The sequence below is a fragment of the Domibacillus sp. DTU_2020_1001157_1_SI_ALB_TIR_016 genome (assembly GCF_032341995.1).
In the GTDB taxonomy this organism is placed as follows: Bacteria; Bacillota; Bacilli; order Bacillales; family Domibacillaceae; genus Domibacillus; species Domibacillus indicus_A.
Window position 1 is genome coordinate 341,522 of the sequence record NZ_CP135438.1, and the last position, 26,745, is coordinate 368,266.

General features: G+C 39.2%; 28 protein-coding genes and 2 pseudogenes. 6 read left to right on the forward strand and 24 right to left on the reverse strand.

Annotated elements, in window-relative coordinates; translation table 11 throughout:
* Positions 1-39: 39 nt before the first annotated feature.
* Together RRU94_RS01600 and RRU94_RS01605 are read right to left on the reverse strand one after the other, a co-directional pair.
* A pseudogene (locus RRU94_RS01600) lies at positions 40-162 on the reverse strand (SDR family oxidoreductase); the annotation flags it as partial.
* Between the two features lie 187 nt (positions 163-349).
* Positions 350-1,087 carry an SDR family NAD(P)-dependent oxidoreductase gene (locus RRU94_RS01605; RefSeq protein ID WP_315691514.1) on the reverse strand — a complete coding sequence of 246 codons (738 nt, stop codon included), beginning with the start codon at positions 1,085-1,087 and terminating at the stop codon, positions 350-352.
* A gap of 194 nt (positions 1,088-1,281) precedes the next feature.
* Here RRU94_RS01605 and RRU94_RS01610 point away from each other — a divergent pair, with 194 nt between their 5' ends.
* Positions 1,282-1,887 (forward strand): TetR/AcrR family transcriptional regulator, encoded by a 606-nt coding sequence (locus RRU94_RS01610; RefSeq protein WP_315691515.1) that lies wholly within the window; start codon positions 1,282-1,284, stop codon positions 1,885-1,887.
* Between the two features lie 29 nt (positions 1,888-1,916).
* Here the strand turns inward: RRU94_RS01610 and RRU94_RS25635 are convergent, their stop codons facing one another.
* The 6 genes from RRU94_RS25635 to RRU94_RS01635 all read right to left on the reverse strand — a co-directional run bounded on the left by RRU94_RS25635 (position 1,917) and on the right by RRU94_RS01635 (position 7,110).
* Positions 1,917-2,075, reverse strand: coding sequence for a sugar phosphate isomerase family (locus RRU94_RS25635; protein WP_410492964.1), 159 nt, complete (start codon positions 2,073-2,075; stop codon positions 1,917-1,919).
* Positions 2,076-2,084: 9 nt separating this feature from the next.
* Positions 2,085-2,276, reverse strand: coding sequence for a DeoR family transcriptional regulator (locus RRU94_RS01615; protein ID WP_315691516.1), 192 nt, complete (start codon positions 2,274-2,276; stop codon positions 2,085-2,087).
* A 452-nt stretch (positions 2,277-2,728) separates the two neighbouring features.
* Positions 2,729-4,030 carry a CitMHS family transporter gene (locus RRU94_RS01620; protein WP_315691517.1) on the reverse strand — a complete coding sequence of 434 codons (1,302 nt, stop codon included), beginning with the start codon at positions 4,028-4,030 and terminating at the stop codon, positions 2,729-2,731.
* 68 nt (positions 4,031-4,098) lie between these two features.
* Positions 4,099-5,052, reverse strand: a complete 954-nt coding sequence (locus tag RRU94_RS01625; protein ID WP_315691518.1) for a hydroxymethylglutaryl-CoA lyase — start codon at positions 5,050-5,052, stop codon at positions 4,099-4,101.
* Position 5,053: 1 nt separating this feature from the next.
* Positions 5,054-6,259, reverse strand: a complete 1,206-nt coding sequence (locus RRU94_RS01630; protein ID WP_315691916.1) for a CaiB/BaiF CoA transferase family protein — start codon at positions 6,257-6,259, stop codon at positions 5,054-5,056.
* 146 nt (positions 6,260-6,405) lie between these two features.
* A complete protein-coding gene (locus RRU94_RS01635; RefSeq protein WP_315691519.1) occupies positions 6,406-7,110 on the reverse strand; it encodes a FadR/GntR family transcriptional regulator in 705 nt (234 codons plus the stop codon).
* Between the two features lie 672 nt (positions 7,111-7,782).
* Between RRU94_RS01635 and RRU94_RS01640 the strand changes: the two genes are divergently transcribed.
* The gene (locus RRU94_RS01640; protein ID WP_315691520.1) at positions 7,783-8,259 is read left to right on the forward strand and encodes an S-layer homology domain-containing protein; all 477 of its coding nucleotides are present in this window, start codon (positions 7,783-7,785) and stop codon (positions 8,257-8,259) included.
* A gap of 617 nt (positions 8,260-8,876) precedes the next feature.
* Here the strand turns inward: RRU94_RS01640 and RRU94_RS01645 are convergent.
* From RRU94_RS01645 to RRU94_RS01670, 6 genes and pseudogenes are all read right to left on the reverse strand, one after another.
* Positions 8,877-10,337 (reverse strand): DHA2 family efflux MFS transporter permease subunit, encoded by a 1,461-nt coding sequence (locus tag RRU94_RS01645; RefSeq protein ID WP_410492965.1) that lies wholly within the window; start codon positions 10,335-10,337, stop codon positions 8,877-8,879.
* A gap of 141 nt (positions 10,338-10,478) precedes the next feature.
* Positions 10,479-10,970: pseudogene (locus tag RRU94_RS01650) on the reverse strand (NADPH-dependent FMN reductase); the annotation flags it as partial.
* A 286-nt stretch (positions 10,971-11,256) separates the two neighbouring features.
* Positions 11,257-12,216, reverse strand: coding sequence for an NAD(P)H-dependent flavin oxidoreductase (locus RRU94_RS01655; protein ID WP_315691522.1), 960 nt, complete (start codon positions 12,214-12,216; stop codon positions 11,257-11,259).
* A 199-nt stretch (positions 12,217-12,415) separates the two neighbouring features.
* A complete protein-coding gene (locus tag RRU94_RS01660) occupies positions 12,416-12,841 on the reverse strand; it encodes a MarR family winged helix-turn-helix transcriptional regulator (protein ID WP_315690614.1) in 426 nt (141 codons plus the stop codon).
* Between the two features lie 351 nt (positions 12,842-13,192).
* Positions 13,193-13,618 (reverse strand): DinB/UmuC family translesion DNA polymerase, encoded by a 426-nt coding sequence (locus RRU94_RS01665; RefSeq protein WP_410492947.1) that lies wholly within the window; start codon positions 13,616-13,618, stop codon positions 13,193-13,195.
* Positions 13,615-13,971 carry a hypothetical protein gene (locus RRU94_RS01670; RefSeq protein ID WP_315691523.1) on the reverse strand — a complete coding sequence of 119 codons (357 nt, stop codon included), beginning with the start codon at positions 13,969-13,971 and terminating at the stop codon, positions 13,615-13,617. The genes RRU94_RS01665 and RRU94_RS01670 overlap by 4 nt, the downstream gene beginning before the upstream one ends.
* A gap of 277 nt (positions 13,972-14,248) precedes the next feature.
* Here RRU94_RS01670 and RRU94_RS01675 point away from each other — a divergent pair, with 277 nt between their 5' ends.
* Positions 14,249-15,349, forward strand: a complete 1,101-nt coding sequence (locus RRU94_RS01675) for a GerAB/ArcD/ProY family transporter (RefSeq protein ID WP_315691524.1) — start codon at positions 14,249-14,251, stop codon at positions 15,347-15,349.
* Between the two features lie 173 nt (positions 15,350-15,522).
* Here RRU94_RS01675 and RRU94_RS01680 read toward each other — a convergent pair whose 3' ends face one another.
* Entirely contained in the window at positions 15,523-15,816 is a 294-nt protein-coding gene (locus RRU94_RS01680) for a DinB/UmuC family translesion DNA polymerase (protein WP_315691525.1), read from the reverse strand.
* A 318-nt stretch (positions 15,817-16,134) separates the two neighbouring features.
* Here RRU94_RS01680 and RRU94_RS01685 point away from each other — a divergent pair, with 318 nt between their 5' ends.
* Positions 16,135-16,668 carry an MEDS domain-containing protein gene (locus RRU94_RS01685; RefSeq protein ID WP_315691526.1) on the forward strand — a complete coding sequence of 178 codons (534 nt, stop codon included), beginning with the start codon at positions 16,135-16,137 and terminating at the stop codon, positions 16,666-16,668.
* A 410-nt stretch (positions 16,669-17,078) separates the two neighbouring features.
* Here the strand turns inward: RRU94_RS01685 and RRU94_RS01690 are convergent, their stop codons facing one another.
* Positions 17,079-18,368 (reverse strand): Y-family DNA polymerase, encoded by a 1,290-nt coding sequence (locus RRU94_RS01690; protein WP_315691527.1) that lies wholly within the window; start codon positions 18,366-18,368, stop codon positions 17,079-17,081.
* The gene (locus RRU94_RS01695) at positions 18,352-18,723 is read right to left on the reverse strand and encodes a YolD-like family protein (RefSeq protein WP_315691528.1); all 372 of its coding nucleotides are present in this window, start codon (positions 18,721-18,723) and stop codon (positions 18,352-18,354) included. Before RRU94_RS01695 ends, RRU94_RS01690 begins: the two co-directional genes overlap by 17 nt.
* Before the next feature lie 189 nt (positions 18,724-18,912).
* On the opposite strand from RRU94_RS01695, the gene RRU94_RS01700 reads away from it, so the two are divergent.
* Together RRU94_RS01700 and RRU94_RS01705 are read left to right on the forward strand one after the other, a co-directional pair.
* A complete protein-coding gene (locus RRU94_RS01700; RefSeq protein WP_315691529.1) occupies positions 18,913-19,134 on the forward strand; it encodes a hypothetical protein in 222 nt (73 codons plus the stop codon).
* A complete protein-coding gene (locus RRU94_RS01705; RefSeq protein ID WP_315691530.1) occupies positions 19,127-19,375 on the forward strand; it encodes a LexA family protein in 249 nt (82 codons plus the stop codon). Before RRU94_RS01700 ends, RRU94_RS01705 begins: the two co-directional genes overlap by 8 nt.
* Before the next feature lie 252 nt (positions 19,376-19,627).
* Here the strand turns inward: RRU94_RS01705 and RRU94_RS01710 are convergent, their stop codons facing one another.
* The 7 genes from RRU94_RS01710 to RRU94_RS01740 all read right to left on the reverse strand — a co-directional run bounded on the left by RRU94_RS01710 (position 19,628) and on the right by RRU94_RS01740 (position 26,617).
* Entirely contained in the window at positions 19,628-19,879 is a 252-nt protein-coding gene (locus tag RRU94_RS01710; protein ID WP_315691918.1) for an HPr family phosphocarrier protein, read from the reverse strand.
* Between the two features lie 42 nt (positions 19,880-19,921).
* Positions 19,922-20,200 (reverse strand): YciI family protein, encoded by a 279-nt coding sequence (locus tag RRU94_RS01715; RefSeq protein ID WP_315691531.1) that lies wholly within the window; start codon positions 20,198-20,200, stop codon positions 19,922-19,924.
* 194 nt (positions 20,201-20,394) lie between these two features.
* Positions 20,395-21,192 (reverse strand): fumarylacetoacetate hydrolase family protein, encoded by a 798-nt coding sequence (locus RRU94_RS01720; protein WP_315691532.1) that lies wholly within the window; start codon positions 21,190-21,192, stop codon positions 20,395-20,397.
* A 99-nt stretch (positions 21,193-21,291) separates the two neighbouring features.
* Positions 21,292-22,557, reverse strand: coding sequence for a cation:dicarboxylate symporter family transporter (locus tag RRU94_RS01725; RefSeq protein WP_315691533.1), 1,266 nt, complete (start codon positions 22,555-22,557; stop codon positions 21,292-21,294).
* A 423-nt stretch (positions 22,558-22,980) separates the two neighbouring features.
* Entirely contained in the window at positions 22,981-23,541 is a 561-nt protein-coding gene (locus tag RRU94_RS01730) for a FumA C-terminus/TtdB family hydratase beta subunit (protein WP_315691534.1), read from the reverse strand.
* A 24-nt stretch (positions 23,542-23,565) separates the two neighbouring features.
* Complete coding sequence (locus tag RRU94_RS01735; RefSeq protein ID WP_285880945.1) at positions 23,566-24,444, reverse strand: fumarate hydratase; 879 nt, start codon at positions 24,442-24,444, stop codon at positions 23,566-23,568.
* Between the two features lie 244 nt (positions 24,445-24,688).
* Complete coding sequence (locus RRU94_RS01740) at positions 24,689-26,617, reverse strand: sigma 54-interacting transcriptional regulator (protein ID WP_315691535.1); 1,929 nt, start codon at positions 26,615-26,617, stop codon at positions 24,689-24,691.
* Positions 26,618-26,745 lie beyond the last annotated feature (128 nt).

The window sequence follows — 26,745 nt, forward strand, 5'->3', positions numbered from 1 at the left end:
ATTACTCTTTTGAAGTCTCCTTTGTTTTTAAACTCTTTTTTAATATTTATACGATTGTCCCCCATCAATCGGAATAACGGCTGCGTTTATAAAATTTGCTTGATCAGACAATAAGAATGCAACTAAATAAGCAATTTCTTCTGGTTTGCCGAATCGCTTCATTACTTTATGTTAGATAATCTCTTGAATGATGCTGATTTAATATATCCCAAGTTAAGTCTATATAACCGTGTAAGTCACCTTTTCCTAATTAGCCACCAGGTGGTTTAATTACTCTCACAAAGTTAGACATCAAAAAGAACAATTCACTGTTTTACAACTGAAGCAAAAGATTTGTCCTGATGGTTGATTACTGAGCCGTGTATCCGCCATCAACTATTAAACTGCTACCAGTCATATAGGAAGAATCATCAGAAGCCAAGAATAACACTGCTTTTGCCATTTCTTCTGCTTTGCCAAGGCGTTTTAACGGTGTGGCTGCGGCTAAAGCTTGCTTGCTTTCTTCCGGGATAATAGGCGTATCAATAAAACCTGGACATAATGCGTTAATACGAATATTTTGCTCTGCATACTCAAGTGCAAGTGAACGAGTTAAATTAACCACGCCACCTTTAGCTGCGTTATAGGCTGCTGAACCAGGTGATCCAACCCAGCCATACATCGATGCCGTATTAACAATCGTACCGCCGCCTGTTTTTAACATTTCGCAAATGGACTCACGTGCTATTAAGAAGACGCCGTCTAAGTCAACATTTACAGTATTGCGCCATTCTGAGTAATCTAAATCATGTGAAGGATGAACTCGGCCGATACCCGCATTGTTAAAGACAACATCGACTTTGCCGAACGCTTCAACCGTTTGTTTAAAAACATTTGCAACTTCTTCTTCGCTCGTAATATTGGCTTTTATAAAAAGGACTTCGTTATTAAGCGCTTTCAATTCTTCCTCAAACGTTTTTCCTTTGTCCTCATTTAAATCAACAAGAACCACTTTGGCTCCTTCTGAAACGAATAAACGTGCTGTTGCTGCCCCAATACCAGATACTCCGCCGGTAATCATAGCTACTTTGTCCTGCAATTTCCTCATTCTAGCTCCTCCCTAGTACTAAAATTGCTTTACTGCGTTCTAGAAAAAAGTGCTGGATAAATTAAATATCCAAGCTGTTTGGTTCACAATTTAATTGTACTCTTTGATTCACTTTTAACAATCATTAAGATATCATTAAGTGTCTACTAGTCAGACACTTATGATAAATCTGTCTATTTTAAGGGGAGGTTTTCATGACTATTGAAAAAAACACGTCATCTCAACGAAAAAATCGGACAAAAGAACATTTAAAGCAAGCATTAACCGAACTTATAAAAGAGAAAGGTTACCACTCTGTTACTGTTAAAAACATTGTCGACTATGCCTCTTATAATCGCAGCACCTTTTATGTGCATTACCCAGATAAAATTGAACTAGCTGAAGACCTGCTTGTTTCCATGCTTCAAGGATTAGAAGCCTCAGTAGGCAGACCCTATGTACCCGGTCACAAAATTTATACAGCTAATCTAAACGCCCCCTCTTTTAATATGGTTTCTTATATTTATAAAAACCGGAATTTTTTCGAACTGATTAACTATGATGATACGTTGCCAGGCTTGCACACGGGGTTCCCTCAAACAATTCAAAAAATCTACAAAGAACAATTTATTTTTGAAACAATTAACAACATTCCAGTCAGTATGGATTATTTTAAACGTTATACAGCCTATGGCTTTTACGGACTTCTTCAAAATTGGATAAGCAACGGCTTTAAGGAAACCCAGGAGGAATTTATCCAAGAAGTCATTGATTTAACCAAAACACATATTTACTCACTTGAGTATATTGGACATAACTAATGAAAAGTTGGAGAGCCAGCAAAGTCATATCAGTTAGTAACAATGGTCAAATCTTTCTTGCTTAAAATTTCACGAGTGAAAAGTAAGGCTGTTGTTCCATAGTCTATATAAAGAGTGTCTCCATTTTCTACAAATTCGGATGCCTGCTTTGCAATACTTCTTTTTTCATTCGTATTTTTACGATTAATATAGCTTGTTTACAAGTTTGCTTTATTTAAAATTGCCCCACCATGAACTTTACGAACAAGTCCTTTTTCCTCCATTTTATATAAATCTTTTCGTATTGTTTCTCTTGTTACATTTAACCCTTTGCTGAGTTCTGAAATTTTGACTGTCTTAAATCCATGTAATTGTTTCATGATCTCACTTTGTCTATCTTGTGGAAGCATTTCTCCACCTCCAGGCTTTTACTAATCGATTATAGAGCAAACGGAACAAAAAAGTGATATACGGTATATTTTAAAAGTTTCTTTTTAGCTTTATTAATCTCACGTAAAAATGTACTTAGAGGCATGAGAATGGAGACAGAAAGGACCTTAATACGGCAGTTGGTATGTCTGCATCGGCAAAAGAGTATCAATTCTTATGAGTTTCTGCACATAACAGATGATTAAGAAGACATAGGTTTTGAGCAATGTTTTGAGACGAAAAAAACATAGAATTTTAGTCAAAATAAGCTGTTCCAAAAAACATCTCAAAAACGATCGTTTTTGAGACGTTCCGATCAATAAGAAAAAAACAGCCTTCAAATTTCTTGAAAGCTGCCTCTTGTTAAAATGTTGTGAATTTTACTAAGGAAGGTTTGTGTCTTACTCAATTATCTTTATAAAACAGCCTTCAATTAAATGGACAATGCACCTGTAATAATACCAACCACTATCATGACAAGAGCACTGCCAGCAGCGTATTTAGTAGAGAATTTAATATGATCACGGAAACTTACACCGACAAGTCCAATTAATACATAAACAGAGCCAACAAGCGGGCTTAACAAATGAAGAGGCTGTCCAAGAAGTGATGCCTGTGCAATTTCCAGCTTATCGATTCCAACTTGTGAAGCAGTTTCAGCTAGAATAGGAACAATACCAAAATAGTAAGGATCGTTTGCCATAAGGAAAGTGAATGGCATGCTTGTTAGACCTACAATTAATGGAAGCTGCGGAGCAAGGAAATCAGGAATCACTTTGACCATAGAGGTTGCCATGGCATCTACCATTCCAGTACCTTCTAATATACCGGCGAATGCCCCTCCAGCAAATATAAGTGAAACAACCGTCAAAACATTCCCAGCATGTGCTTCGATTCTCGCTTTTTGATCGCTTAAATTCGGGTAATTGACAATGGTCACGATAACGTATCCAAGCATAAACAAAGCAGGTAATGGAAGAACAGCTGTTAATAACCCTACAACTAATAAAATGGTAATAAACAAATTAAACCAAAATAGCTTAGGTCTTTTTAATGATTTAGCTGATTCGGTTACAGTTGCTGCCATTTCATCTTCCACTTCATGATCAACAGAAATTCTTTGGATACCCAGCCGTTTTCTTTCTCTTAAGCCAAAGAAAACACCCAGACCTACTACATAAAGAGCCGCTGCGATAATGGAAGGAATCAGCGGGGCAAGTACTGTCATTGCATCATAGTCAAAAACAGACATAACACGTGCAGTCGGCCCGCCCCAAGGAAGAACATTCATAATCCCCATCGACATCGCCGGTAAACAGGCGAGGATCAGTTTGTTCATGCCTAAACGTTCATAGAGGGGTAAAAATGCTGTGACAACAATTAGATACGTAATGGTTCCATCGCCGTCTAAACCCACCAGTAAAGAAAGAATGGCCGTTCCAACCGTTATTTTCAGAGGGTCACCTTTTGAAATTTTAACCACTTTATTCACTAATGGATCAAACATTCCCGCATCAATCAACGTTCCAAAATACAATATAGCGAAAGTCACCATGATGGCGGTTGAAGCTACCGTTTCAGCCCCACCTATAATCATGTCGCCCACATCTGTGAAACCTGCAAAAAGAGCAAATACGGCTGGAATTAATATAAGCGCATGCAGAGCATTCATTTTATTACTCATAATTAAATACATAAAAACGACGATCATTAAAAACCCTAAAAATGTTAGCATTGGCTTCCCCCCTCTTTTTAGATAGCGCTTTCATTGGACAGATAAGAAAAGGCTCTCTAAGCCTTTTCTTATCCTAGTTTTTCTTGTCCTGCTGGTTTACAGTGAAGCTGTGAATTTGGGCCAGCTTTCAACAGGAAGCTTCCTCCGTCATGCCCAATTGTTTTCTTTACCTCTTTTGCCGCCTCAAGCAATTTATCTAAATCAATTCCTGTCTCAATGCCCATTTCATGAAAGGCATGAACGATATCTTCAGATGCAATATTGCCTGCCGCATTTGGTGCATACGGGCAGCCTCCAAGACCTGCTGCTGAACTATCAAAAATGGTAACACCCTGCTGGAGTGCTGCTACTGCATTTGCAAATGCCATCCCCCTTGTATTATGAAGGTGCATAGAAAATATGAATTCTGGAAACTCCTGTTTCATTACACCTAAAACATCGTAAATGAGTTTTGGATCGCCTGTACCGCTTGTATCCGCTAAAGAAATTTCAGTTACCCCCATTTTGCGATAGTCTTCAAGGATTGAAAGCAATCGTTCCACAGGTACTTTTCCTTCAAAAGGACATCCGAAAGCAACTGAGATTGATCCGCTGATTTCAATATTGCTTTTATGGGCCAAATCAACAATTGGAAGAAGTTTTGCCTGCGCGTCTTTTACCGTGGCATTAGAATTTGCCAAGCTGTGAGAATCCGTCGCAGAAAGTAACAATTTCAGCTTTTTCACACCCGCACCAATGGCTCGTTCTGCTCCCCTCACATTCGGAATTAAGGCACGAAATTTTACATCTGTTAAATCTTGAACACTTTTTACAACCTCTTCAGCATCCTTCAGCTGCGGAATGGCTTTTGGATGAACAAACGAAGTAACTTCAATATGCTTAATCCCTGTATCAGCAAAACGATGAATAAGCCGGATCTTTTGTTCCGTTGGAATCCATTTACGTTCCATTTGAAACCCATCTCGCGGGCACACTTCCCAAATTGTTGCTTTTTTAGGAAGCATCAATGTATTTTCTATCATGTTAGATGACTCCTTTTTCATATAATTGTGCAATTTGTTCTTCTGTTAACCCAATTTCATTTCTAAGAATTTCTTCGTTATGTTCACCAAGATCAGGCGCGCGGTGTCTAATTTTGCCCGGAGTAGCAGAAAACTTTGGCACGATGCCAGGCACTTTTACAGATCCAAGACGGGGATGTTCCACTTCTAAAATGTTTTCCCGCGCTTTGTACTGTGGATTATTGAAAATATCTTCAATACTTAGAATTGGGGAAACTGGCACACCTTCAGTATCCATTTTTTCAAGAAGCTCATCATTATTAAGACTCCCGATGAACTCTTTCACGATCTTTTGCAAATCTTCATCGTTTTGCATACGTTCCATGTTTGTTTTATAACGTGGATCATCAATTAAGTCTGCTCTTCCCATTGATTCTGCCAGCCTAGTCCACGTTTTTTCTGTACTGCAGACAAGAACTACCCATTTTCCATCTTTGGTCTGGTACGTGCCCGCCGGACTCGAATGCCCTGCTAACATCGGGCTTCTTTCTCTTACTTTCCCTAATTGATCATGCTCGGCAATTAGGAACTCCATCATTCGGAACATCGCTTCGTATAATCCTAATTCAACGACTTGTCCTTCTGCATTGTTTTTATCCCTATGGTAGAGAGCGCTTACAGTACCAAAAGCCACAAAAATGCCTGAAACATAATCTAACAATGAAAAAGCGGGGCTTACAGGAGGTCTGTCTGAAAATCCCTGCAAGTATGTGTAACCTGAAAAAGCAGTGCATGGGGTTCCAAATCCTGCTTTCCCTGCATAAGGACCTGTCTGACCATAGCCAGATTGTCTTGTTAAAACGATATTAGGGTTTACTTCTTTCAGGACTTCATATCCTAGACCCCATTTTTCTAATGTACCTGGACGAAAATTTTCGATAACAGCATCTGCTGTTCTGACTAATTCTTTAAAAATTTCTCTTCCTTCTTCCGTACGAATATCAAGTGTTAAAGAACGTTTATTTCTTGAAAGTCCGGGCCACCTTAACGATTCTTCATCTTTCCAAGGCCCAAGCCCTCTTGTAGCATCTCCTTTGCCAGGGAGTTCAACCTTTATCACTTCAGCCCCCAAATCTCCAAGCAGGCAGGCTGCAAAAGGTGCAGCAATAACACTAGAGACGTCAATAATTTTTAACCCTGTTAATGGTCCAAAGTTTATTTGCGCCATAATTATTTCCTCCATTTGAATTGGTCCTATGGTTTACTGGTCAGACCGGTTTGGTTAATTGCAATTATGCACTACTTTTTTGAAAGCGTCAACATGTTTTTCAAAATTAAAACCCTATCTTTTAAAGATAGGGTCAAGGAAATAGGTTACTGGTTATTTAAAATACTCTCTCGTAATCGTTTTAAATGTGCAGCCATTGCTTCTGATGCTTCTTTTGGTTTCCGTCTTTTCACTGCATCAAAAATAGCTCTGTGTTCTGCAGTTGAACGTTCAAGCCTGTCAGGTGATAACAATGTTTTCATCCGTATCTGCTGAAGCATATTTAAATTGGTTTCAAGTGTAGTTACAAGCACGAAATTATGAGTGGCTTCTGCCAGCGCCAAATGAAACATACTATCCCGTACCAGCTTTTCATCAATATTTTTTCGTTCTGCTTCTACTTTCAACAAAGCTTTTTCCATTTTTAATATATCTTCTTCAGTAGCTCGCTCACATGCCAGCGCGGCAATGTTAGGCTCAATCATTTCACGGACTTCTAAAAAATAAATAATGGATGTTGTTTTCATGAGATCTACTGAATCAAAGCTGTATTCCATTACAAGACGCTGGTCGACATTTTGTACATAACGCCCACCACCTGGTTTTGCAATCACAACTCCTTCAGCTTCTAATACGCGAAGGGCTTCTCTTAAGGAAGTTCTACTGCATCCAAGCATAGAAGAAAGATCCCGCTCGCCAGGCAGCCTCTCACCGGGAAGTATCTTTCCTTCTTGAATCAGTTCTCTAATTTGCTCCACGATTTGTTCATATACTCTTGCGTATTTAATATTAGTAAATAGGTTATTTTCCACAGTACACCACCCTTCATTCCACAGCAGCAATCAATTCATATTTAAAATCACTATACCATACTTTTGAGAAAGAATTGTCATTGCTTACATGTTGAATCACCGAAATTACAGATTCTGCAATTTTCATTACTGTGTAGAGATGGATTTGACAAAAAATACTCCTTGTAAATCGGTTCAAGACAATTTGAGGCTAAATGAGTCCTTGTTTAAAAATTCTATTAGTCAAAAAATGAAGCAGCTACATTAGGTGGGGTTGCTCCATTCCAGTAAGGTGTTTAGCGTTCAAAATGAATTTCGCGTAAAAGTGTGCTTATGTACAAGGTGTGGCGAGAAAAATGAATGACAAACTTGGTAAAGGGATATTCACTTTTATCACCGGACTTAAAACATAAGCGAAAAACCTTATTGAAAGTCACTACATACCTTTAAAATGATTTTGCATTAAGTTTTTTATTAGGAACGTATGTTGAAACTTATTTTTAAAGGATAAGGAAAATTATGAATCGAACAAAAGATCAACCGAAAACTCAGTTAAAAGACTGGAGGAAATGTACTTAACGATTAAGAAAACTGTTAAATGAAAAACAGGAAGTTGAGGGGTTGTTAATTTGTTATAATGGATTCAAATAAATTACATAACAGGAGTAAATAACCAAAAAACCATTGAGCATTTTGGCTGCAGCATTAGCAGCAGGAGCCATTTTTGCGTCGTCCGTTTCACCAGCGTCCGCACATTTCGTTGATAGTAATGGGACAATTTACGAAGAGGCTGTAAACTTCCTCGTAGATAATTATATTACTATGGGTTATCAAACTCATTTTGGAGTAGAGCAACCAATCAAAAGAGTGGATGCTGCTGTGCTGCTGGCTAAATACTTGGAGCTTGATCTCTATACTGCACCTAAGACGAATTTTACAGATGTGCCGGCTCGTGCAACTCAAGCTGTGGCAATTCTTAAACATCATGGAATTGTATATGGTAAGTCGGATGTGTACTTTGGAGCTACAGACAATATTACGCGAGGCGAAGCAGCTGTTATTTTTTATAGAGCATTTGGAACGGAGACACTTGAAGGCACTTCTGAAAATAGCACATCAACCAAATTCACAATAGAAAGGTACCAAATGATTAAGGAACTCAGCTTGTAGAAAGCACCTTTTCTGTTGGATTTTTTATACAAATATATATTAATATAAAAATTTATTTATATCATTTTTGGACTTAAAAAGGCTGCTATAACAGGATTTTCGAACTTCTTTCTTTATGGTTTCGCAACGGAAAATTGGGGTAATTTTCTTTAGCATTCCTGCTCAATTAAGTGATATGATCATTCGAGTGAGGTGGGCAACATGGAAACAAAACAGGAAATTAATCTCCGTGTAATCTATAACATTCGAGAATGTCCTGATATTAAAAATGGCCGTTGCAATAATTGCGGAAATGCTCATTTTAAGAGCTCAATAAAAAATACGTTTTTTCTTCGTGAATGTCGCCATTGTATAATGAAGACTATTTAATTCAATTAACGAAAATAGGAGAAGAATTTTATAATCCCTCTCCCATTGTTTCGTATATTATTATTTCGATTTGGTCAAACTAGAAATACAATTTAATAAAAGAAATAGTCTCTTACAGCCAAGAATCTTCTTGGCTGTTTTTAATTTGATTACTTTTCTTTTTTTATAAGAATAGCGCCCTCATTGTCGTTAACTTCAATAATGGGGTAAACATTCTCTTTTTCATGAACGGAGTAATCTCAGTGACATCAATGTGTCGAATGCACCGCCTCGCGGCTGACTACGACGCGGCGGATGAAGAACGCTATGACCAAGCCAATCAGTGCTATGATCATCGTGAACAAGAACACGTTTTGTGATCCAGCCGTTATCGCGTTTGCCATTTCGGCCTGTTTGGCCGGAGCGGAGGAGCCGTGCAAGTATTTCTCCATACCGCCCGTAAGGATACTGATGGCAACCGCTGTTCCAATCGCGCCCACGACCTGCTGCAGTGTGTTCATGACTGCTGTGCCGTGCGGGTATAGCTCCGGCGGCAATTGATTGAGCCCGTTCGTTTGAGCAGGCATCCATATCATGCCTACCCCCACCATGAGCCCGATATGCAAAGCCACGATAAAGGCCACTGAAGAAGCAGGAGACAGGGTCGTAAAGAACCATAACATGATTGCAACGATCACGAGTCCGGGAATAACGAGCCATTTCGGCCCATATTTATCGAACAGGCGCCCCATACGCGGGGAGAGGATACCGTTCAGCGCGCTGCCCGGCAAAAGCATGAGTCCCGCAGTGAACACAGACAGTCCTGCACCCGTCTGCAGAAACATCGGCAGGATAATCATGCTCGACATCATGATCAACATACACGACAGTATCAGGAGCAGCCCTACGACGTACATTGGGTACTTGAAAACGCTCAGATTCATCATCGGATCGCGCATAGCGTTCTGCCGCAGTATGAACAGCACCAGCGCGACGAGCCCAACAATGATGGAAGTGACGACAACTGCGCTGCCCCAGCCTTCAGATCCCTCGCCTGCCTTACTAAAGCCGAAGACAACTCCTCCAAAGCCGATCGTTGACAATGCGACAGACAGCAGATCGATCCGGGGCTTCGTAACATCGGTGACATTTTCCAAATACTTCAGTCCTACCAACAACCCAATAATTAGGAACGGCAGCGATAACCAGAAGATATAATGCCATGTTAAATACTCAATTAATAGACCGCCAATGGTCGGGCCGGTTGCTGGCGCAAACATGATCACAAGTCCAACAAAACCCATCGCCGCCCCCCGCTTTTCCGGCGGGTATATGACAAGAATCGTATTGAACATGAGCGGCAGCAATAACCCCATGCCTGCCGCCTGTAAAACTCGAGCGACCATCAACATTTCAAAATTGAACGCGAGTGCCGCAATGAGTGTACCCATGATTAAGCTTATGAGCGAACCTGTGAACAGCTGTCTCGTTGTAAACCTCTGCAGCAGCAGCCCGCTCATCGGCATTAAAATGCCAAGAGTCAGCAGGAAACCGGTTGTTAACCACTGTGCGGTTGCGGCCGAAATTTGGAACACTTCCATTAAATTAGTCATTGCGATGTTTAAAGCGGTCTCGCTAAACATGCCGACAAAACCGCAGATAAGCAGCGATGCCAAGATGGCACGCGTATTGTATTGCTTCTTCATTTCTATATCTCCTTGTAAATCAATTTAAGTAATAACCGTTTATTTTTTAGGGCTATTCGGACTTTATGGTGGAAAAGGGTCTATAAGTCACCCTTCTCCAAATTCTTAATAAGTGTGGAAAGTTTTCCTTTCGTTGTCCTTTTTATTTATCTAAAACACGGATTCTCAAAAAGAACCTTTCTTATTGACTTCTTCAAGCAATTTAGATACTAATAACTTTAGTGAGGAATTAACCTCATTTTTTACAAATTCCCCGTCTTCGTTCAATTTATTGTTTGCTCCTGAAATTAATAATGCTCCACCATCAAATACATTCGCATTTAACATACTTAAATTGAGTTGTAATGCTTGATGAGCATTTTCCCCATCACATGAAGCTGTAATAACCGCTACTGGTTTCGTATAAAGCTCAGCAGACGACACCAACCATTCTAAAGCATTTTTCAAGACACCAGGTACACCCTTTATATATTCGGGTGTACAGATAATGACTCCATCTGCTCTTGAAAGCAATTCTCTATATACTTGCACCTCTACTGGTGGTTTATCATTATCTAAATCACGATTAAAATGCGGAAGTTTTTCAATACCATTGTATATTTCATATTCAACACTGTCTGGCATGAATTTTTTTAAGCTATTAAGTGCTTTTTGAGTTGATGATTTTTTTCCGGCTACTTCCTGATAAGGGCTACAATATTAATCTTTGTTTCCATACGAATCTCTCCTAAATATTGATTAAAAATTACCTCACTTCAGAAACTCTGATTTCATTAAACTATTTTTTAGTTTAGGGTGAAATTTATTTTGCATGTGATGCCTTCGAATATCGAATCTAATTTTACTAGTGTTTGACCTAACATACCGCCAAATAATCCGAGTTATAAGTTGAATGTTTATAACTATTGAAAAGGTAATTCCACTGTGTATTCCGAAGACTCTTTTAATTAAAGTCTTGCATTAAAGTATCAACCACTTCTTTTACAGTTCTGATTTCTTTAACTGGCGTAATTCCAGTACCTACAGAAATATAGCCATCGTCTGTATTGCCTTCTAGCATGCCGATACGCATTCCAATTGATCCACGCATCATTTTTGCTATTTCTTCACGACTAACCCCTTGTTTATCCATCTCGACTAGTTTATTCGCTAATTTAGTAGGTAAAGAACGATAGTATGCTGGTAAAGTACGGAACATTAGTAAATCTTCTGCTGTAGCATCTACCATCATTTGTTTCACGTTTTCTGCTGCTGGATTTTCTTTTGTTGGAATAAAGACACTGCCAGCAAACACACCTTCAGCGCCTAAAGCAAATGCGGCCCGCACTCCTCTAACGTCTCCAATACCACCAGCTGCCATTACAGGGGTATTTATAGCATCTACAATCATTGGAACAATCGAAAATGTTCCAATAACTCGTTCTGGAACCGTACCACCTTCATCGAATCCAGTCGCTACATAAACATCTATTCCAAATTCTTCTGCAGCTTTTGCATCTTCAATAGTAGGATTAAGGGGTCTATAAACAATTTTAATATTGTTTTCTTTTAATGGTTTAAAGATTCTTTCATCCAGTACACCGTTCACAAGAACAACAGGAACTTTCTCGTCAATAACTGTTTCTAAAATTGGCCATGTGTAAGCTAAATCACGATTTACGATTACAGGTAATCCAAATGGCTTATTAGTTAATGATTTTGTTTTTTGTATTTCAGTTCTCATTCTTTCCGCACTTATTTCGGGTGAACGAGTTATATCAACCTGACCGGCATTTGGACCTAGAAATCCTAATCCACCAGCATTGCTTACCGCTGCAACAAATTCGGCATTAGTAACCCAAGACATCGGGCCCTGTATAATCGGTTTTTCTATATTTAATATTTCGCATATTCTATTATTCATTATTGAATCCTCCTGCTTACGATTATTTTCAACAACCTTCAGTTGGTTAAAAAAATACTTAGTTTGGTAAATATTTTTTACCTCCTTGGCTAATTTACTAGTGCAACGTTCTGGCCAGAGTACCTTCATGGCTTCTAAATATATATTTAGGGTGCTAAATATGCATTTAGTATACTAAATATATATTTAGAGAGAAAACTTAGTATAAGTTTTTCTCCATACGCTTTAATAAATCCCTTAATATTAAGCGTTCTTCGGCTGAAATTGACTGTAGTAATTTTTCTTGCTGCTGTTTCCATTTAAATTCAACGGGTTCTTCTAATTCTTTGCCTTTGTCCGTTAGATAAATTCGCATAACCCTTGCATCTTCTTCATCACGTTTACGGTATATGAAACCATTCTGCTCTAGCGATTTAACCATATTTGTTACCGTAGGCGGTTCGCATTTTAAATGTTCACATAGCTGCATTTGTGTTATTCCATCACCCAGCCACAAACGCCAGAGTAAATTATTTTGGCCTACATAAAGATTAAGTTCTCTAAGGCTCTCACTATAATTCCGACGCATTTGGGAAGAAACTTTATCCAAGGACATACGAATATCACAGTCAACACTAACCTTCATAGATGAACCTCCTCTAGCCAAAGATATTTAGCCAGCTAAATATATCACGGTTATTTTTAGCTGTCAACGTTACTGCATTGATTGCTCTTCTTCAGCTAACCTGCTTCTTAGTTTAAGTGTATTCCTTCACAAACTTTTTACTCTTTAGTACAAAATCCCTCAGTTTCTTTAACGACTAGTAAAAAGTGTATAGGTTACTTAATAACGATACATCATTTTTTTCTAGGAAGCGTTTTTAAATTAATTGATATAAAAATATATTTTTAACAAGGCGTTTAAATAGAAAATATAATTGTACATATGTAACGAATAAAAGAAGGTGCTAGCTAATGCTAGTACCCTTATATGGAATTAGGTAGAAGCCCCTTTATGCCCTCCAATATGACTGGCCCGTTGAAGATAAGTGCTGCCTTTCATTAGGCTATACGCGTGAAAAATCGCTTTTTTATCAAACCGGTCACGTATTTGATCGATGGTTTCATCCAGAACATGACGCCTTTCATCCAGTTCAGAGGGTGTAAATAAATCAATCTGTTCATGTGCTGCAGGCTGTAATTTACTGCACACTACATGGATCTGGCGTACTGACTGTCCGTCCCAATACTTTTTATAGAGCTGCACAAAGTGCTCACATAGTTCAGCTGTCTTATTTGTCCTTCTTGGAAGCAATATTTGATGCTTGAAGCCGTGGTCCTCAATATCCCGGTTGTAAGATATGTCAAGAGCGATCCCTGCAGCCCCATGCTGGCGCAAACGCATCGCCACATCCTCTGTCATTTCTTTGATGATTCGCCTTCCCTGTAATAATCCAGTAAAGGAATCTGCCCTTTGGAAAGGTTCTTCAGAGCTCCTACCTTCTCAGTTATAATGCTGTAATCGGCAGATAGCTGTTTAAGAGGGTGCTTTGATCCTATCCTACAAGCAATTGTCAGCCCACCAACATAGGCTGGTTCTTTTTTATGTATAAAACACCAGATTTTTTGCATCCTACTGAAAAAGATACGATCGATGATGTTATTTTGGCAACAGGATGAAGGCGGTATATTCGGGAAGTCAGCATCCGGAACCATGGCGGCTTTTACATTGATGCCTGATTCCAGCAATATAAAAAAGAGAGTTTCTTTCGACAAATTTAAAATCATGCTCTCAGAGCGAATGGAAGAGCTGCACGAAGATTCTGCTCGGTCTCTGTTTCCATGGATGCGGGAATCCGGCTGCCATTACCGATTGGGCAGACGACAGGCATTGCTAGCCGTCCTTTCATCGGAGATGCGGTTGTTGGAGCTGGACTTGTGCCAAACTTACGGTGATTGTAGTTGTCTTAACTGCTATCTCGTCTTATGTCGTTTCATCGACGAGCGTAAATACAGCTATCCAGCGAACGCTGAAAAAAGCAGAAGGAAGACAGTGGGTGAAAAAATGAAAAGGGAAGCAAGCATTTCAACCTGGCAGCTCTTTTTCTTTATGCTGCAAACCTATGTTGGCTCTGGGATTCTCTCTCTTCCATACGACGTGCATCAAGTGGCAGGAAAAGACGGCTGGTTATCGATCCTACTGATGGGCTTTTACATGCAGATAGGAATTATCGTGATTTGGCTGCTGGCTTCCCGCTTTCCCAATAAGGCATTACCTGAATTTTTGCCGCTCATTGTCGGACGAGCGATTAGTGTGCTGATTATAGCGCTTTATATGTTCTTATTTTTTATGACAACCAGCCAGATATTAGCAGTTTTTCTTTCGATTGCCGCAGATTGGGCGTTCCCTCGTACACCACCCATTGTGTTTGCGGTCATTGTTACCGCTATTACAGTCTATTTGATTCAAGAAGATATTCGGGTGATCGCTCGGTTTCACGTACTGATGTCCTTTTTTCTGATGGGTGTGCTCATGATTTTTCTCTTTATATTGAAGTACTTGAATGTTTATTATTTACTGCCCATTGGGTCTTCCGGTGTACAGAACATTGTAGCAGGCGCCCAAAAAGCCATTTATTCATTAGCTGGAATGGAAATGCTGCTCTGGCTTTTTCCCCTTACTCAGGCGAACAATAAAGGAAAATGGAAAGCCGCTGCAGGAGCAAGCCTTGCCGCCACTACTCTATTTACATTGCTTGCGCTTTGCGCATTTAGTTTTTTTAGCACAGCTAAGTTAAAACACATCCCAGAACCGATCATTTATATGATTAAATCAATTGAATTTGGTATCGTGGAACGACTGGATCTTATTTTTCTTGTTTTTTGGGCTGTTTTCTCCATTACTTCGTTTATGAACTATTTCTACTTAGCTGCATTGAGTGCAGCTAGCATCACTAAAGCGAAGCATCATAAAACAGCTGTTTATGTTCTCAGTCTCCTTATTATACCGATGTCTGTTTATACGAATAATGCCGAGTCGATCAAAATGATTGGAGGTTTCCTCAGTTGGTCCTATCATGTTTTTTTATTTTTCATTCCCTTATTTTTACTTGTTATCGCCATGATTAGGAGAAAGCGGGAGAGTACGGGATGAGAAAATGGTGAACTGTTGTATTTTTGATTGTTGATCTGTACAAACCTTTTTGGAAAAAGGTTACGGAGGGTTTCTATAACAAGTATATTTGCGTATATGTAACGAACAAAAGAAGGTGCTAGCTAAATGCTAGTACCCTTATGTGGAATTAGGTAGAAGCCCCTTTGTGGCCTCTAATATGACCCGCTCGCTGAAGATAAGTACCGCCTTTCATCCAGTTCAGGGGGCGTAAATAAATCTATTTGTTCATGTGCTGCAGGCTGTAATTTACTGCATACTACATGGATCTGGCGTACCGGCTGTCCGTCCCAATACTTTTTAAACAGCCGGACAAAGTGCTCACATAGTTCAGCTGTCTTATTTGTACTTCTTGGAAGCAATATTTGATGCCTAAAGCCGCAGTCCTCAATATCCCGGCTGTAAGATATGCCAAGCGCCGTCCCTGCTGGCGCAACACATAGCCACATCTTCTGTCATTTCTTTGATAACGATCATGACGCTTTATATTTAGGTTAGTTGCGTAAAACAGTTGATATTAAAAGGACCACACATTTTAGACGTATCTAATATGTGTGGTCCTAATTTATTGCTTATTAAATTAACGCACCCCTATAGTTTAAGTGCATTTCTTCACAATTTTAGCTTTTAATACAATTTCATTTTTAATATTTACAAGAATGCTGCCTCGTTAAGGGAAATTTTCACGGCGAAATCCCTTTCAATATCAATGTATGCTAAACTTTATTGACAAGCATTATATGTCAATAATTAAATGGGGTGTACATTTGGAAAGTACGCATTTAATAGAAGTTAATGAAATTAAAAACCTTACCAAGGGCCATGTATTATATTTTTTCGAGAATCAGAATCAGTATATTTCAAATGTGGTCGACTTTATCATTTCAGGTTTAGAACTCAATGAATATTCTATCATTATAGAAAATGACCGAATTACTTCGTTGATTAAAAAAAGACTTACAGAGTTATCGAATGAAAGCCGCTTAGAAAAAGTGACATTCGTTAATAATTATGACTTCTATTATGCAAAGGGAGACTTTAGAATCAATTCTATTTTCGATTATCTCCCGAAATTAGTAAAAGGTTATTCAGAACCAGATTTAGTTGTCCGAAGCTGGGCTCATATAGAATGGCGGGAGGAGCGGAACGTAAGTAAAAAATTATTAGATTCTGAAAATGAAGCGAATAAAATTGTTACCGAAACAAAACTTCTTTCTGTTTGTGCCTACGATTCAGAAAGAGTTAGTAAAGAATTTAGGGAAGCCCTCCTAAAATGCCACAATTTTCTTATAAATGAGTAATTAGTTAAGCAACAGGACAAACATATTATTTCGTAGACCAGATAGCAAAAACATTAGAGTTAAGTCACTGGTTGGTGTTTAATCAGTGACTTTTTTATCAATTTCCTTATTCCATTAAACTGCCCCGTTAATTTAAGTGTATTCCTTCACAAACTTTTTACTCTTTAATACAAAATCTCTCAGTTTCTTTAAAGACTAGTAAAAAAGTGTGCCGGTTACTTAATAATGATACATCATTTTTTCTAGTAAGCGTTTTTCTCCATCAATAAATTTTATATAAATATTTATTAGTATAAAAATTTATTGATATAAAAATATATTTTTAGTAAGGAGTTTAATTAGCAAATGCAACTGTATTTATGTAACGAACAAAAGAAGGTGCTAGCTAATGCTAGTACCCTTATATGGAATTAGAAAGAAGCCCCTTTATGCCCTCCAATATGCCCGGCTCGTTGAAGATACGTGCCGCCTTTCATTAGGCTATACGCGTGAAAAATCGCTTTTTTGCCAAAACGGTCACGTATTTGATCGATTGTTTCGTCTAAAACATGGCGCCTTTCATCCAGTTCAGGGGGCGTAAATAAATCAATCTGTTCATGTACTGCCGGCTGTAGTTTACTGCACACTACATGGATCTGGCGTACTGGCTGACCGTCCCAATACTGTTTAAACAGACGGACAAAGTGCTCACACAGTTCAGCTGTTTTGTTTGTGCTTCTTGGCAACACTATTTGATGCCTGAAGCCACGGTCCTCAATATCCCGGCTGTAAGATATGCCAAGCGCAATCCCTGCTGCCGCAGCTCCATGCTGGCGCAGACGCATTGCAACATCCTCTGTCATTTCTTTGATGACAATAACGATCTCATCTTCCCTGTAATAATCCCTTAACAGAATCTGCCCTTTGGAAAAGGACTTTTCACGTGCCCCTGCCTTCTCAGATATCACGCTGTAATCAATTCCCCAGGCATGATAATAAAGCTGCTCCCCCAGCACACCAAATTTCCGCTTTAGTTTCCACTTATCTGCGTGAGCAATGTCTTTTACCGATTCAACCCCTATATTGTAAAGAGCCTTGGCATAGCCGTTAGATATTCCCCACATATCTGTTATAGGGTCAATCGCCCACACCTTAGCTGGGACATCCTCATATGACCAGTAAGAAATCCCGTTAGGAGCGTTTTTTCCTTCGTTATCAAGAGCCAGCTTCGCAAGCAGTGGATTGTCGCCAATCCCTATGGTGACAACCAGACGGAGCTCCTGCCAGACCGTACGCTGAATGGTGCGGGCGATCGTGAATTTATCGCCAAAGAGCCTTCTTGAAGCCGTTACATCAAGAAACGCTTCATCAATGGAATAGCAATGCAGATCTTCTTCCGCTACAAAGCGGCGAAAAATATCCAGGATCATTTTATTTACTTTTAAATAAAGAGCCATAGAGGGTTCGACAATGATTAAACGTGGATCCTTCGGTATCTCATAATTCCGTGATCCTGTTTTAATACCGAATTCTTTTTTTACCCGTGGTGAGGCAGCCAGCACCACGGAACCGGACCGTTCTTTATGGGCGATCACAATCACATAAGCATATAGCGGATGAATCCTGCGGCGTACAGCCTCTACACTAGCAAAGAAGGATTTCACGTCAATGCAAAATACATCCCTGCGCGGCAGGTGCTCGTCATCAATAGGCCTCACCATATTCATCGTCTCCCGCGGCAAATGAAATAGACACCATCTCATCTAATCGAAACTTGGAATTATACCCTTTCAGCTTTATATATGGATACTGGCCGGTCAGCCGGCAAAATTCTGAGACAATCCCATTTACCTGCAGCAGGTCATGGTCACCGAAGGTATTCATCTTAAACACCACTTCTCTTTCCAGATGGAGTGAGCTTTGAATGATTCGGTCGAATTCCTCCAACTGCTGTTCGTCAAATAGGATGTCCGTTTTCACCGGTTTGCTTTTTTCTCTTTCCATCATTTCAGCATGCTCGGCTAGGATAAGCCCCTGCCATTTCATCATTCCGCGGTCGTTATACAATTTCTTCATCCAAGATAACTCCTTTCAATGAGAATATATGTTCGTATATAGTATATATTTCAGTATAAGAACAAATATTCCTGCTGACAATGAAAACTTTTTTTATCATTCCTCTTTTAACCGAAAATATGTTCGTTTATTTATTGAATTATGAACATTTGTTCGGTATAATGAAATTGTAAAGAGGAGGCTGTTAAAATGAATGGATTGTTTCAAATATCGCTGGAACAAAAAGAACTCATATCACTTATGTACATGGCAGATGATGATAAGATTACGGATCGAAGTATCATTGTGAGGAAAATAGATGACATTCACATCCATGCTTACTGCTTAAAGAGGCAACAAATCCGAAAATTTAAGCGGTCCAACATTTTAGCAGCCGGAAAAGCACCGCAAAGGAGAAAAGCTTATGCTTAAACAACTGTCTGCACGCCAGGAAAAAATGCTCCAGTTTATAGATGACTATGTCAGTGCGAAAAACTATCCCCCGTCTATTCGTGAAATAGGTGACGCGGTTGAGTTAAAGTCTTCTTCTACAGTAAAAGGCCATCTGGATCGTTTAAAGGCGTCCGGCTATGTAACCTGGGAACAGGGAAAGCCGCGGACATTGAATGTGGTGAAAAGAAGCGCAATGATCCCAATGAAATTAAATGCTTAATAAAAAGAAGGAGCAATAACAGCCTGAAGACTGTTATTGCTCCTTCTTTTTTACTTTCTGGATCTCAAAAGTGAAATTGACACTCACTTAATCATGAATTATTTCGATCAATTATAGAAAGATCGTCAAATAAGTAAGCAAGGTCATATGTGGAAAGCGTCTGTTTTGTTAGATATTTTTGTATAAATATATAATAATATAAAAATTTATTTACACATTTTTAGGCTTTAAAAGCCCGACATAACAAGGTTTTCAAGATTCTTTATTTATATAATCCATTGTCTTGAATGGATAGCCAAGCCGCTTAAAAGCTCTTACGATGTCTTCTCCAGACCTAATCGCCGCGCCCATAACCCCAATAATACTTTTAGCTGATAATGATCTTTCTTTTTTAATAATCATGATTTCACTGTTAAAAGAAGATGCTAACTCCACAAATTGAGCTGCAATTCTTGCCTGTAACCCTTTTTTGAGGCAAACAACAATCTTTTTTTCTATCCTTATTAATGTTCCCTACTTTTCACGAACAACCTATGTATTTTCAAATTAATAGGGTAAAACTGCGTCGCTGACCATTTCCCATTCGTGAATTTCACACTCTCTTGCTCCTTCAGTAACATAAGGATCTTGTTTTGCGATTTGTTCCACTTCTTCTAATGAACCAACTCGATAAATAACTAATCCTCCAGTATTGTCAGCAAATCGGCCATTGGCAAATATCTTGCCTTCCTTGTGTTTCTGCTCTAAATAGTTAAGATGCTGCGCGCGGTATTCTTGACTCTTCTCCTGATTTAACATTGGCAAAAAAACAGCGAAGTATTTCACTTAATAATCTTCCTCTCCATTGTTAGTCGGTTACGGTTTTCCGGCCGTTCGAACTGCTTAAAGCAATTAGAATAACTGATTTGTGGTAGATCGTGCATTTTTGTACGTATCATAATAGCAGCACAGCATTTTGTTAAAAAGGTCGCTTCGATGTTTCAGCATCGAAGCGACTAATATTATTTTTACATCATCTTCTATTGCACATAATTACAAAGCTTACCGATCCGTTCTACTTCAACAACTACTACATCTCCTGACTTCAAGGGACAACTGCCAGAAGGTGAACCTGTTGCCAAAATATCACCAGGCTCTAGTGTCATGACTTGCGATATCCAACTTATAAGGTACGGAATAGTAAGGGTCATTTGATTTGTGTTCCCATCTTGTACAACGTTACCGTTTAAAGTTGTGACGATTCGCAAATTTGAAGGATCTAGACCAGTAACGATGCACGGTCCTAAAGGTCCAAAAGTATCAAAACCTTTGCCTCGCGTAAACTGAGGATCACTTTTTGTAAGGTCTCTCGCTGTAACATCATTTAATATAGTACAGCCAAAAACGTAATCCATCGCATCCTCTTCTTTAATGTTTTTTCCGCGCTTCCCAATCACAAGGGCCACTTCCCCTTCAAGTTCTACCTGGTTGGTTAAATGACTGGGTGGAAGAGAAATTTCCCCCTTGTCTGGAATGAGCGAAGATAAAGGCTTTAAGAACATAACTGGTTCTACAAGATTGGACCTTCCCCCTGTTTCCTTCGCATGGTCTGCATAGGTCCAGCCGAAATTAATCACTTTAGAAGGTTTTACAGGCTCTAAGATTTTCACGTCACTATATTTCACCTTTACCCCATCATATTTTATTTCCTTGTTGACAAGTTCATGAAAATTACTCGACAGTTGTAATATTATCCCATCCTCAACAATACCGTAGTGTATTTCTCCGTGATGGTTCTGATAGCGAACTATTTTTTGTGTTTTTTGTAGCACCTGCATGATGAATAAACTCCTTTAATCAGTAAGATGTACTGAACTAAAATAACGCAAAATTTAGATTTCTTAATAATTACAAACTCATGAAACAATCCTCTTTTTTTAAACTGCAGTACTCCTATGAGCGATGTAAGCCTTATTCTTTTCCGTATCAAATTGGCCTTCCCATTTCGTAATAACCACTGTTGCTAAAGCGTTTCCAAATACGTTAAGAGCAGCTCGGCCCATATTTAAGAGAAAGTCAATTCCCGCAATAAAAGCTAAACCTTCAAGTGGCAGACCTGCAGCTGCTAAAGAAGAGAGGAGTACTACTAATGCTCCACCAGCTACTCCGGAAATCCCTTTGGAAGTAATTGCAAGAATTAGTACTAATGTGATTTGTGCACTTAGTGACATGTCAATTCCATAAAGCTGGGCAATAAAAAGGGAGCTAAGAGCCAAATATATACAAGATCCATCTGTATTGAAAGAATATCCAATTGGAACAACAAATGAAACGACGGGTTTGGGACACCCGTATTTCTCTAGCTTGCTCATCACTTGAGGCAAAGCAGATTCCGCACTCGACGTAGAGAACACAAGAAGCAATTCTTCCTTTAAAAGTTTAACAAATTCGATAAAATTTATTTTGAATAATTTGGCTACTAACCCAAAACAAACAATAAAAAAGACCAAGTATGCTCCATAAGCTGTAACGATTAATTTCCCTAATGGAATCAGAGAAACTGCACCAAATTTGGAAATAGTTACACCGATCAGTCCAAAAACTCCGAATGGTGCGACTTTAAGGACAAATGAAACCATATGAAACATAGCGCCTGATAAAGTTTTGAAAAAATTCAGCAGGGGTTCTCCCTTTTCTCCCATAGCAGCAACACTCAGACCTAAAAGAACAGCGAAGAAAATAACAGCTAAAAGGTCCCCTTTGGCCATCGAGTCAACTATATTCGTTGGAACAATATTAGTAATAAACTCTAAATGGCTCTCTTTTTCCATCTCTTGTTCAGTCGCCATGTAATTGGATATGTCGCCATGTGAAAGCGCATTCATATCAATCCCTGCACCAGGCTTGAATACGTTTGCGAAAAGGATTCCGATTACAATTGCTATAGTAGTAGCTATTTCGAAATATAGAATGGTTCTAAACCCTAATTTCCCAAGCTTTTTGGCACTGCCCAATCCAGCAATGCCAACTACAATACTTGAAAAAACGATAGGAACTACAACCATTTTAATTAAATGCATAAATATGTCGCCTATTGGTTTTAGGTAGGTCTCGACACCAGGATGTTTGTAAAATACCAACCCAACAATGATACCAGATATTAATCCCAATAAGATTTGGATAGGAAGTCCCAGCTTTTTCATTAATGTTACCCTCCCGTTTGTTTTATTCTTTAATACATTTTCGAAAGAAGTCTCCCTCTTCAAGCCTGTGAAGTGCTTAGCTTGATGGTAAAGAGGAATTAAATGTCGGTTAGGATTAAGTGATCATCTAAAGACTTTTATTTCCCCACAAATTTAGTGCATTTAAAATAGAAATCTTGTGAGGGACCTTTGACAACTAAACATATAAGGTTACGGAAGATCGTGTGTTGCCACATAAAATGTTTTCAATGTTTTTGGGCCATAGACAAAATCAAGCTCCTATGACAAATCCAACGTACCATCTTTTTCTGGATCTTTGGAACAAAGGAGTTAACCCGGTCAACTTCTTTTGGGTGGAAGAGGCCTCCCGAGAAACTCCCACTTCAAGCAAGGCTAAATAGTAGATAGCCCTCAATTGTTATATTATCGTGCTATTGTTCGATACTTAGCAATCTCCTGTTCATAAAGGTCTTTTCCATGTGCATCATAAACAACTAAAACAGGGAAATCCTTAACAACAAGTTCACGGATCGCCTCCGGACCCAGATCTTCATAGGCGACCACCTCCGCAGCTTGTACCTTATCGCTTAGAAGGGCAGATAACCCTCCAATGGCAGAAAAGCATATAGCTTTATCATTTTTACACGCGTCTTTCACAGATTGACTGCGTGGCCCTTTTCCAATCACACCCTTAACCCCGTATTCGAACATAGCTGGAGTATAAGGATCCATACGGGAAGCTGTTGTAGGGGCGATAGAGCCAATAACCTGTCCAGGCTTAGGTGGTGTTGGTCCAGCATAAAAGATGATTTGGTTACGTAAATCGATCGGCAGTTGTTCATTGTTTTCAAACCGCTCCAAAAACCGCTTATGCGCAGCGTCCCTCGCTACATAAATAACTCCATTTAAAAAGACTTCATCCCCTGCATGTAAACTTAAAACATCTTCACTAGTAAGTGGTGTTTCTATATATACTTTAGCCATTATTTAGCACCTTCTTTTCTGAATTTAAATGACGCAGGATTTTTTTCGAGCTGCGTGACATTGAATATTTACCGCAACGGGTAGAGCTGTGATATGACATCCGTATGTTTCAGCAGACACCCATAAGGATGTATTTGTTCCGCCTAGCCCCTGTGGACCAATACCCGTCTTGTTAATTTCTTCAAGCAATTCTTTTTCTAGCTGTGCAATATGTGGTTCGGGATGGTACTGGCCAATATCACGCAGGACCGCCTTCTTAGCTATTTCTGTTACTTTGTCAAAGCTTCCACCGATCCCAACACCAACCACAATCGGCGGACACGCTCTTCCACCTGCTGCTATAATCGTATCTAGCACAAACTTCTTCACTCCTTCTACTCCCTCTCCCGGAAGCAGAAATTTCATGGCGCTCATATTTTCACTTCCGCCACCTTTTGGCAAAACCGTTAATTTAATTTGGTTTCCAGCAACGAGTTTGGTGTGTATCACACCCGGCGTATTATCGTTTGTATTTTTTCGGAGCAACGGATCTCCAACAATAGAGTTGCGCAAATAGCCTTCTTTATAGCCTTTGCGAATCCCTTCGTGGATCGCCTCTTCAAAATTTCCTCCGTCAATGTACACATCCTGCCCCACTTCAGCGAAAACAACCGTCAGTCCTGTATCATGGCAGTACGGCCGATCTTCTGTTGCGGCTAATGAAGCGTTTTCAATGAGCTGGTCAATAATGGATCGTCCTAACGGCGACTGCTCTGATTCTCTCGCTCTATGAAATCCTTCTACAATGTCCTCTGGCAGTTTGTAACAAGCCTCCCAGCAAAGTGTTGCTACTGTGTCACGAATTTGGTCAACGGAAATTTTTCTCACGGTGCTGCGGATTTGGTCAACTGAAACTTCACTCATGCTTTCTCCACCTTTATGTTTTTTGTCTTTCATTATCGTAAGATGCATTTTTCGTGCCAACATTGCCAATACCTAAAATTCTCTCTCGAAAAATACAAAAATTCAGTTGTTTACAGCGTTTTGCCTAGAAAGAACATCTTTTAAGAAAGAAAATTATACTTTGATACAATTTATGTTTTTTCATATTCGAAAATTTCATTTCATTTTTGAAACAAAAAAAGAAGGCTAATTCGCCTTCTCTTTTTTACTCTCCTATTTGTTCGTTATTATCGATTAGTAATTTCCTCCATAAAGTTGTTTTACTAATATTATATACCTCGCATAAGCGCTCTTTGTTTCCATCATATTGGTTTAACAACTTTCTCCAAATGTCCGTCTCCATTTTTCTGAAATCCGTTGAAATCTCTACTTCGAGTTTTTGTGCTGTTTTTTGCTTCTTTTTTATCGATTGAATAATTTGCGAAACAAGATCCTGTGTAATCGTTCCTTCCGGCGTGCAAATAACTAAACGATGAATCGCATTTTGAAGTTCTCTTGCGTTCCCGAGCCACTGATGATCAATTAAAGGAAGAAAAACGTCTGTATTCTCCCAAACCAATACTCGATTTTCCCGTTGCATTTCTGCTTTTAGAAATGAAATGGCTAAAGGAATGATATCTTCTTTTCGATCACGAAGTGGGATTAAACTCAGCTCCAACACACTAAGTCGATAATATAAATCTTCTCGAAACAACCCTTCCTGTGTTAAATCAAATAACGGCTTGTTCGTTGCACATATCACGCGAACATCAATCGGGATAATCCGGTCTCCTCCAATTCTTCTTACTTCTTTTTCCTGTAGCACACGCAGCAATTTCGCTTGAAAAGGAAGAGAGATTTCCCCGATTTCATCTAAAAACAGCGAACCGCCGTGTGCTAATTCAAACAGGCCGGGCCTGCCGCCTTTAATTGCACCGGTGAACGCCCCTTCTACATACCCAAACAATTCGCTTTCCAATAAATTCTCGCTTAGTGCAGCACAATTAACCGAAACAAACGGTCCTTTGTTTCTTTTGCTTGCGTTATGAATGCTTTGTGCAAATAATTCTTTTCCCGTTCCCGTTTCTCCATAGACTAATATTGTTGCTTCAGACTGAGCATATGATCTAGCTTCGGTGACCACCTGCTTCATTTCAGTATTAGTAGTGACAAAGTCATCAAAGGTATTTTTTGCCGTTAACCCTCGATCATTCAGCCGTTTTCGTATATTCAACTCCATGTTTTGGATTTTACTTATTTCCTGGTAGATTCCTACTGATCCTTGGAAAATAGAATCAATATAAATAGGAATATGATGAATGACGATCTTTTTCCCATTTGCTAACGTATGAAGCATTTGACGCTCTTCTTTTTTCTCCTCAATGACGTTCAGCAAAACGGGATCTGTAAAACAGTCCGAATATTTTCGACCGGCAATATCCTGGGGAAACCCAAATATCCTTTTAGCTGCGTCATTATATACTTTAATAATACCGTCTGGATCAATTGTGAGTACTGCCTCATGGATGACATCCAGAATTGACTGCATTTCCTTTGTTTTCGTTCGTTCGCTTGTCTGAGCCCGAAGAACATTCGTGGCTGTATCCAATGCTGTGAGCACTGATTCTTCACTAGACTTCAGCAAATGGCTATGAACGTGATGCTGAAGCGCAATTTGCGCAGAAACTCTATCTCCGATAATGGCTTCGACTTTTTCATCTTCAATTAATCTTTTCACGACATTTTCAATGCTTCCGTCCGCATCTGTAACGAATATTAACTGTAGTTGATCCGACAATTCCATCACGCGGCTTGGTTTAGACAAAATATTTGCTGGAGTAATGATAGCAATTTTTTTGTAACCGCTACGGGCAACGGCACTAATTGATTTCAAAATATCCGCCGGGGTAACCGGTACATCAATTACCGGTAACTCCTGCATTTTCCGAAGAGATTTGGCCATGCCTCCCCTTGAAATAATCACTCTCGTTGCCGGGTTAATTTGTTGCTGCCAGGGATTTTTAGGATCACCTGATATTAGCGAGAACGGAATATCTGTTTTTTCACGAAGCTGCATTGCATCTTTTGCAAGCTCCGGATACGGAGCAATAATTAAAATATCTTCCAATCTCTTCACCTTCTGTTCAATGTTCATTTTATATCCACACTCTAATCCAACTACAAAAATTGGTCAAATTATCAAAAATATTATTTTCTGTTACAAATCCTATAGTAAAATAGAACAATGCTATTAACCGAATAAGGTTGCTTCACTCTTTGTCT

Bases quoted from the DNA above. Each gene is read 5' to 3' on its own strand.
- RRU94_RS01735 (WP_285880945.1), bottom strand. From the start codon at position 24,444: ATGAGTGAAGTTTCAGTTGACCAAATCCGCAGCACCGTGAGAAAAATT.
- RRU94_RS01610 (WP_315691515.1), top strand. From the start codon at position 1,282: ATGACTATTGAAAAAAACACGTCATCTCAACGAAAAAATCGGACAAAA.
- RRU94_RS01680 (WP_315691525.1), bottom strand. From the start codon at position 15,816: ATGTGGCTATGTGTTGCGCCAGCAGGGACGGCGCTTGGCATATCTTAC.
- RRU94_RS01695 (WP_315691528.1), bottom strand. From the start codon at position 18,723: ATGAAGAAATTGTATAACGACCGCGGAATGATGAAATGGCAGGGGCTT.
- RRU94_RS01630 (WP_315691916.1), bottom strand. From the start codon at position 6,259: ATGGCGCAAATAAACTTTGGACCATTAACAGGGTTAAAAATTATTGAC.
- RRU94_RS01740 (WP_315691535.1), bottom strand. From the start codon at position 26,617: ATGAACATTGAACAGAAGGTGAAGAGATTGGAAGATATTTTAATTATT.
- RRU94_RS01725 (WP_315691533.1), bottom strand. From the start codon at position 22,557: ATGAAAAAGCTGGGACTTCCTATCCAAATCTTATTGGGATTAATATCT.
- RRU94_RS01720 (WP_315691532.1), bottom strand. From the start codon at position 21,192: ATGCAGGTGCTACAAAAAACACAAAAAATAGTTCGCTATCAGAACCAT.
- RRU94_RS01615 (WP_315691516.1), bottom strand. From the start codon at position 2,276: ATGCTTCCACAAGATAGACAAAGTGAGATCATGAAACAATTACATGGA.
- RRU94_RS01620 (WP_315691517.1), bottom strand. From the start codon at position 4,030: ATGCTAACATTTTTAGGGTTTTTAATGATCGTCGTTTTTATGTATTTA.
- RRU94_RS01705 (WP_315691530.1), top strand. From the start codon at position 19,127: ATGCTTAAACAACTGTCTGCACGCCAGGAAAAAATGCTCCAGTTTATA.
- RRU94_RS01660 (WP_315690614.1), bottom strand. From the start codon at position 12,841: ATGAAGGTTAGTGTTGACTGTGATATTCGTATGTCCTTGGATAAAGTT.
- RRU94_RS01700 (WP_315691529.1), top strand. From the start codon at position 18,913: ATGAATGGATTGTTTCAAATATCGCTGGAACAAAAAGAACTCATATCA.
- RRU94_RS01730 (WP_315691534.1), bottom strand. From the start codon at position 23,541: ATGGCTAAAGTATATATAGAAACACCACTTACTAGTGAAGATGTTTTA.
- RRU94_RS01690 (WP_315691527.1), bottom strand. From the start codon at position 18,368: ATGGTGAGGCCTATTGATGACGAGCACCTGCCGCGCAGGGATGTATTT.
- RRU94_RS01655 (WP_315691522.1), bottom strand. From the start codon at position 12,216: ATGAATAATAGAATATGCGAAATATTAAATATAGAAAAACCGATTATA.
- RRU94_RS01625 (WP_315691518.1), bottom strand. From the start codon at position 5,052: ATGATAGAAAATACATTGATGCTTCCTAAAAAAGCAACAATTTGGGAA.
- RRU94_RS01665 (WP_410492947.1), bottom strand. From the start codon at position 13,618: ATGACAGAGGATGTGGCGATGCGTTTGCGCCAGCATGGGGCTGCAGGG.
- RRU94_RS01605 (WP_315691514.1), bottom strand. From the start codon at position 1,087: ATGAGGAAATTGCAGGACAAAGTAGCTATGATTACCGGCGGAGTATCT.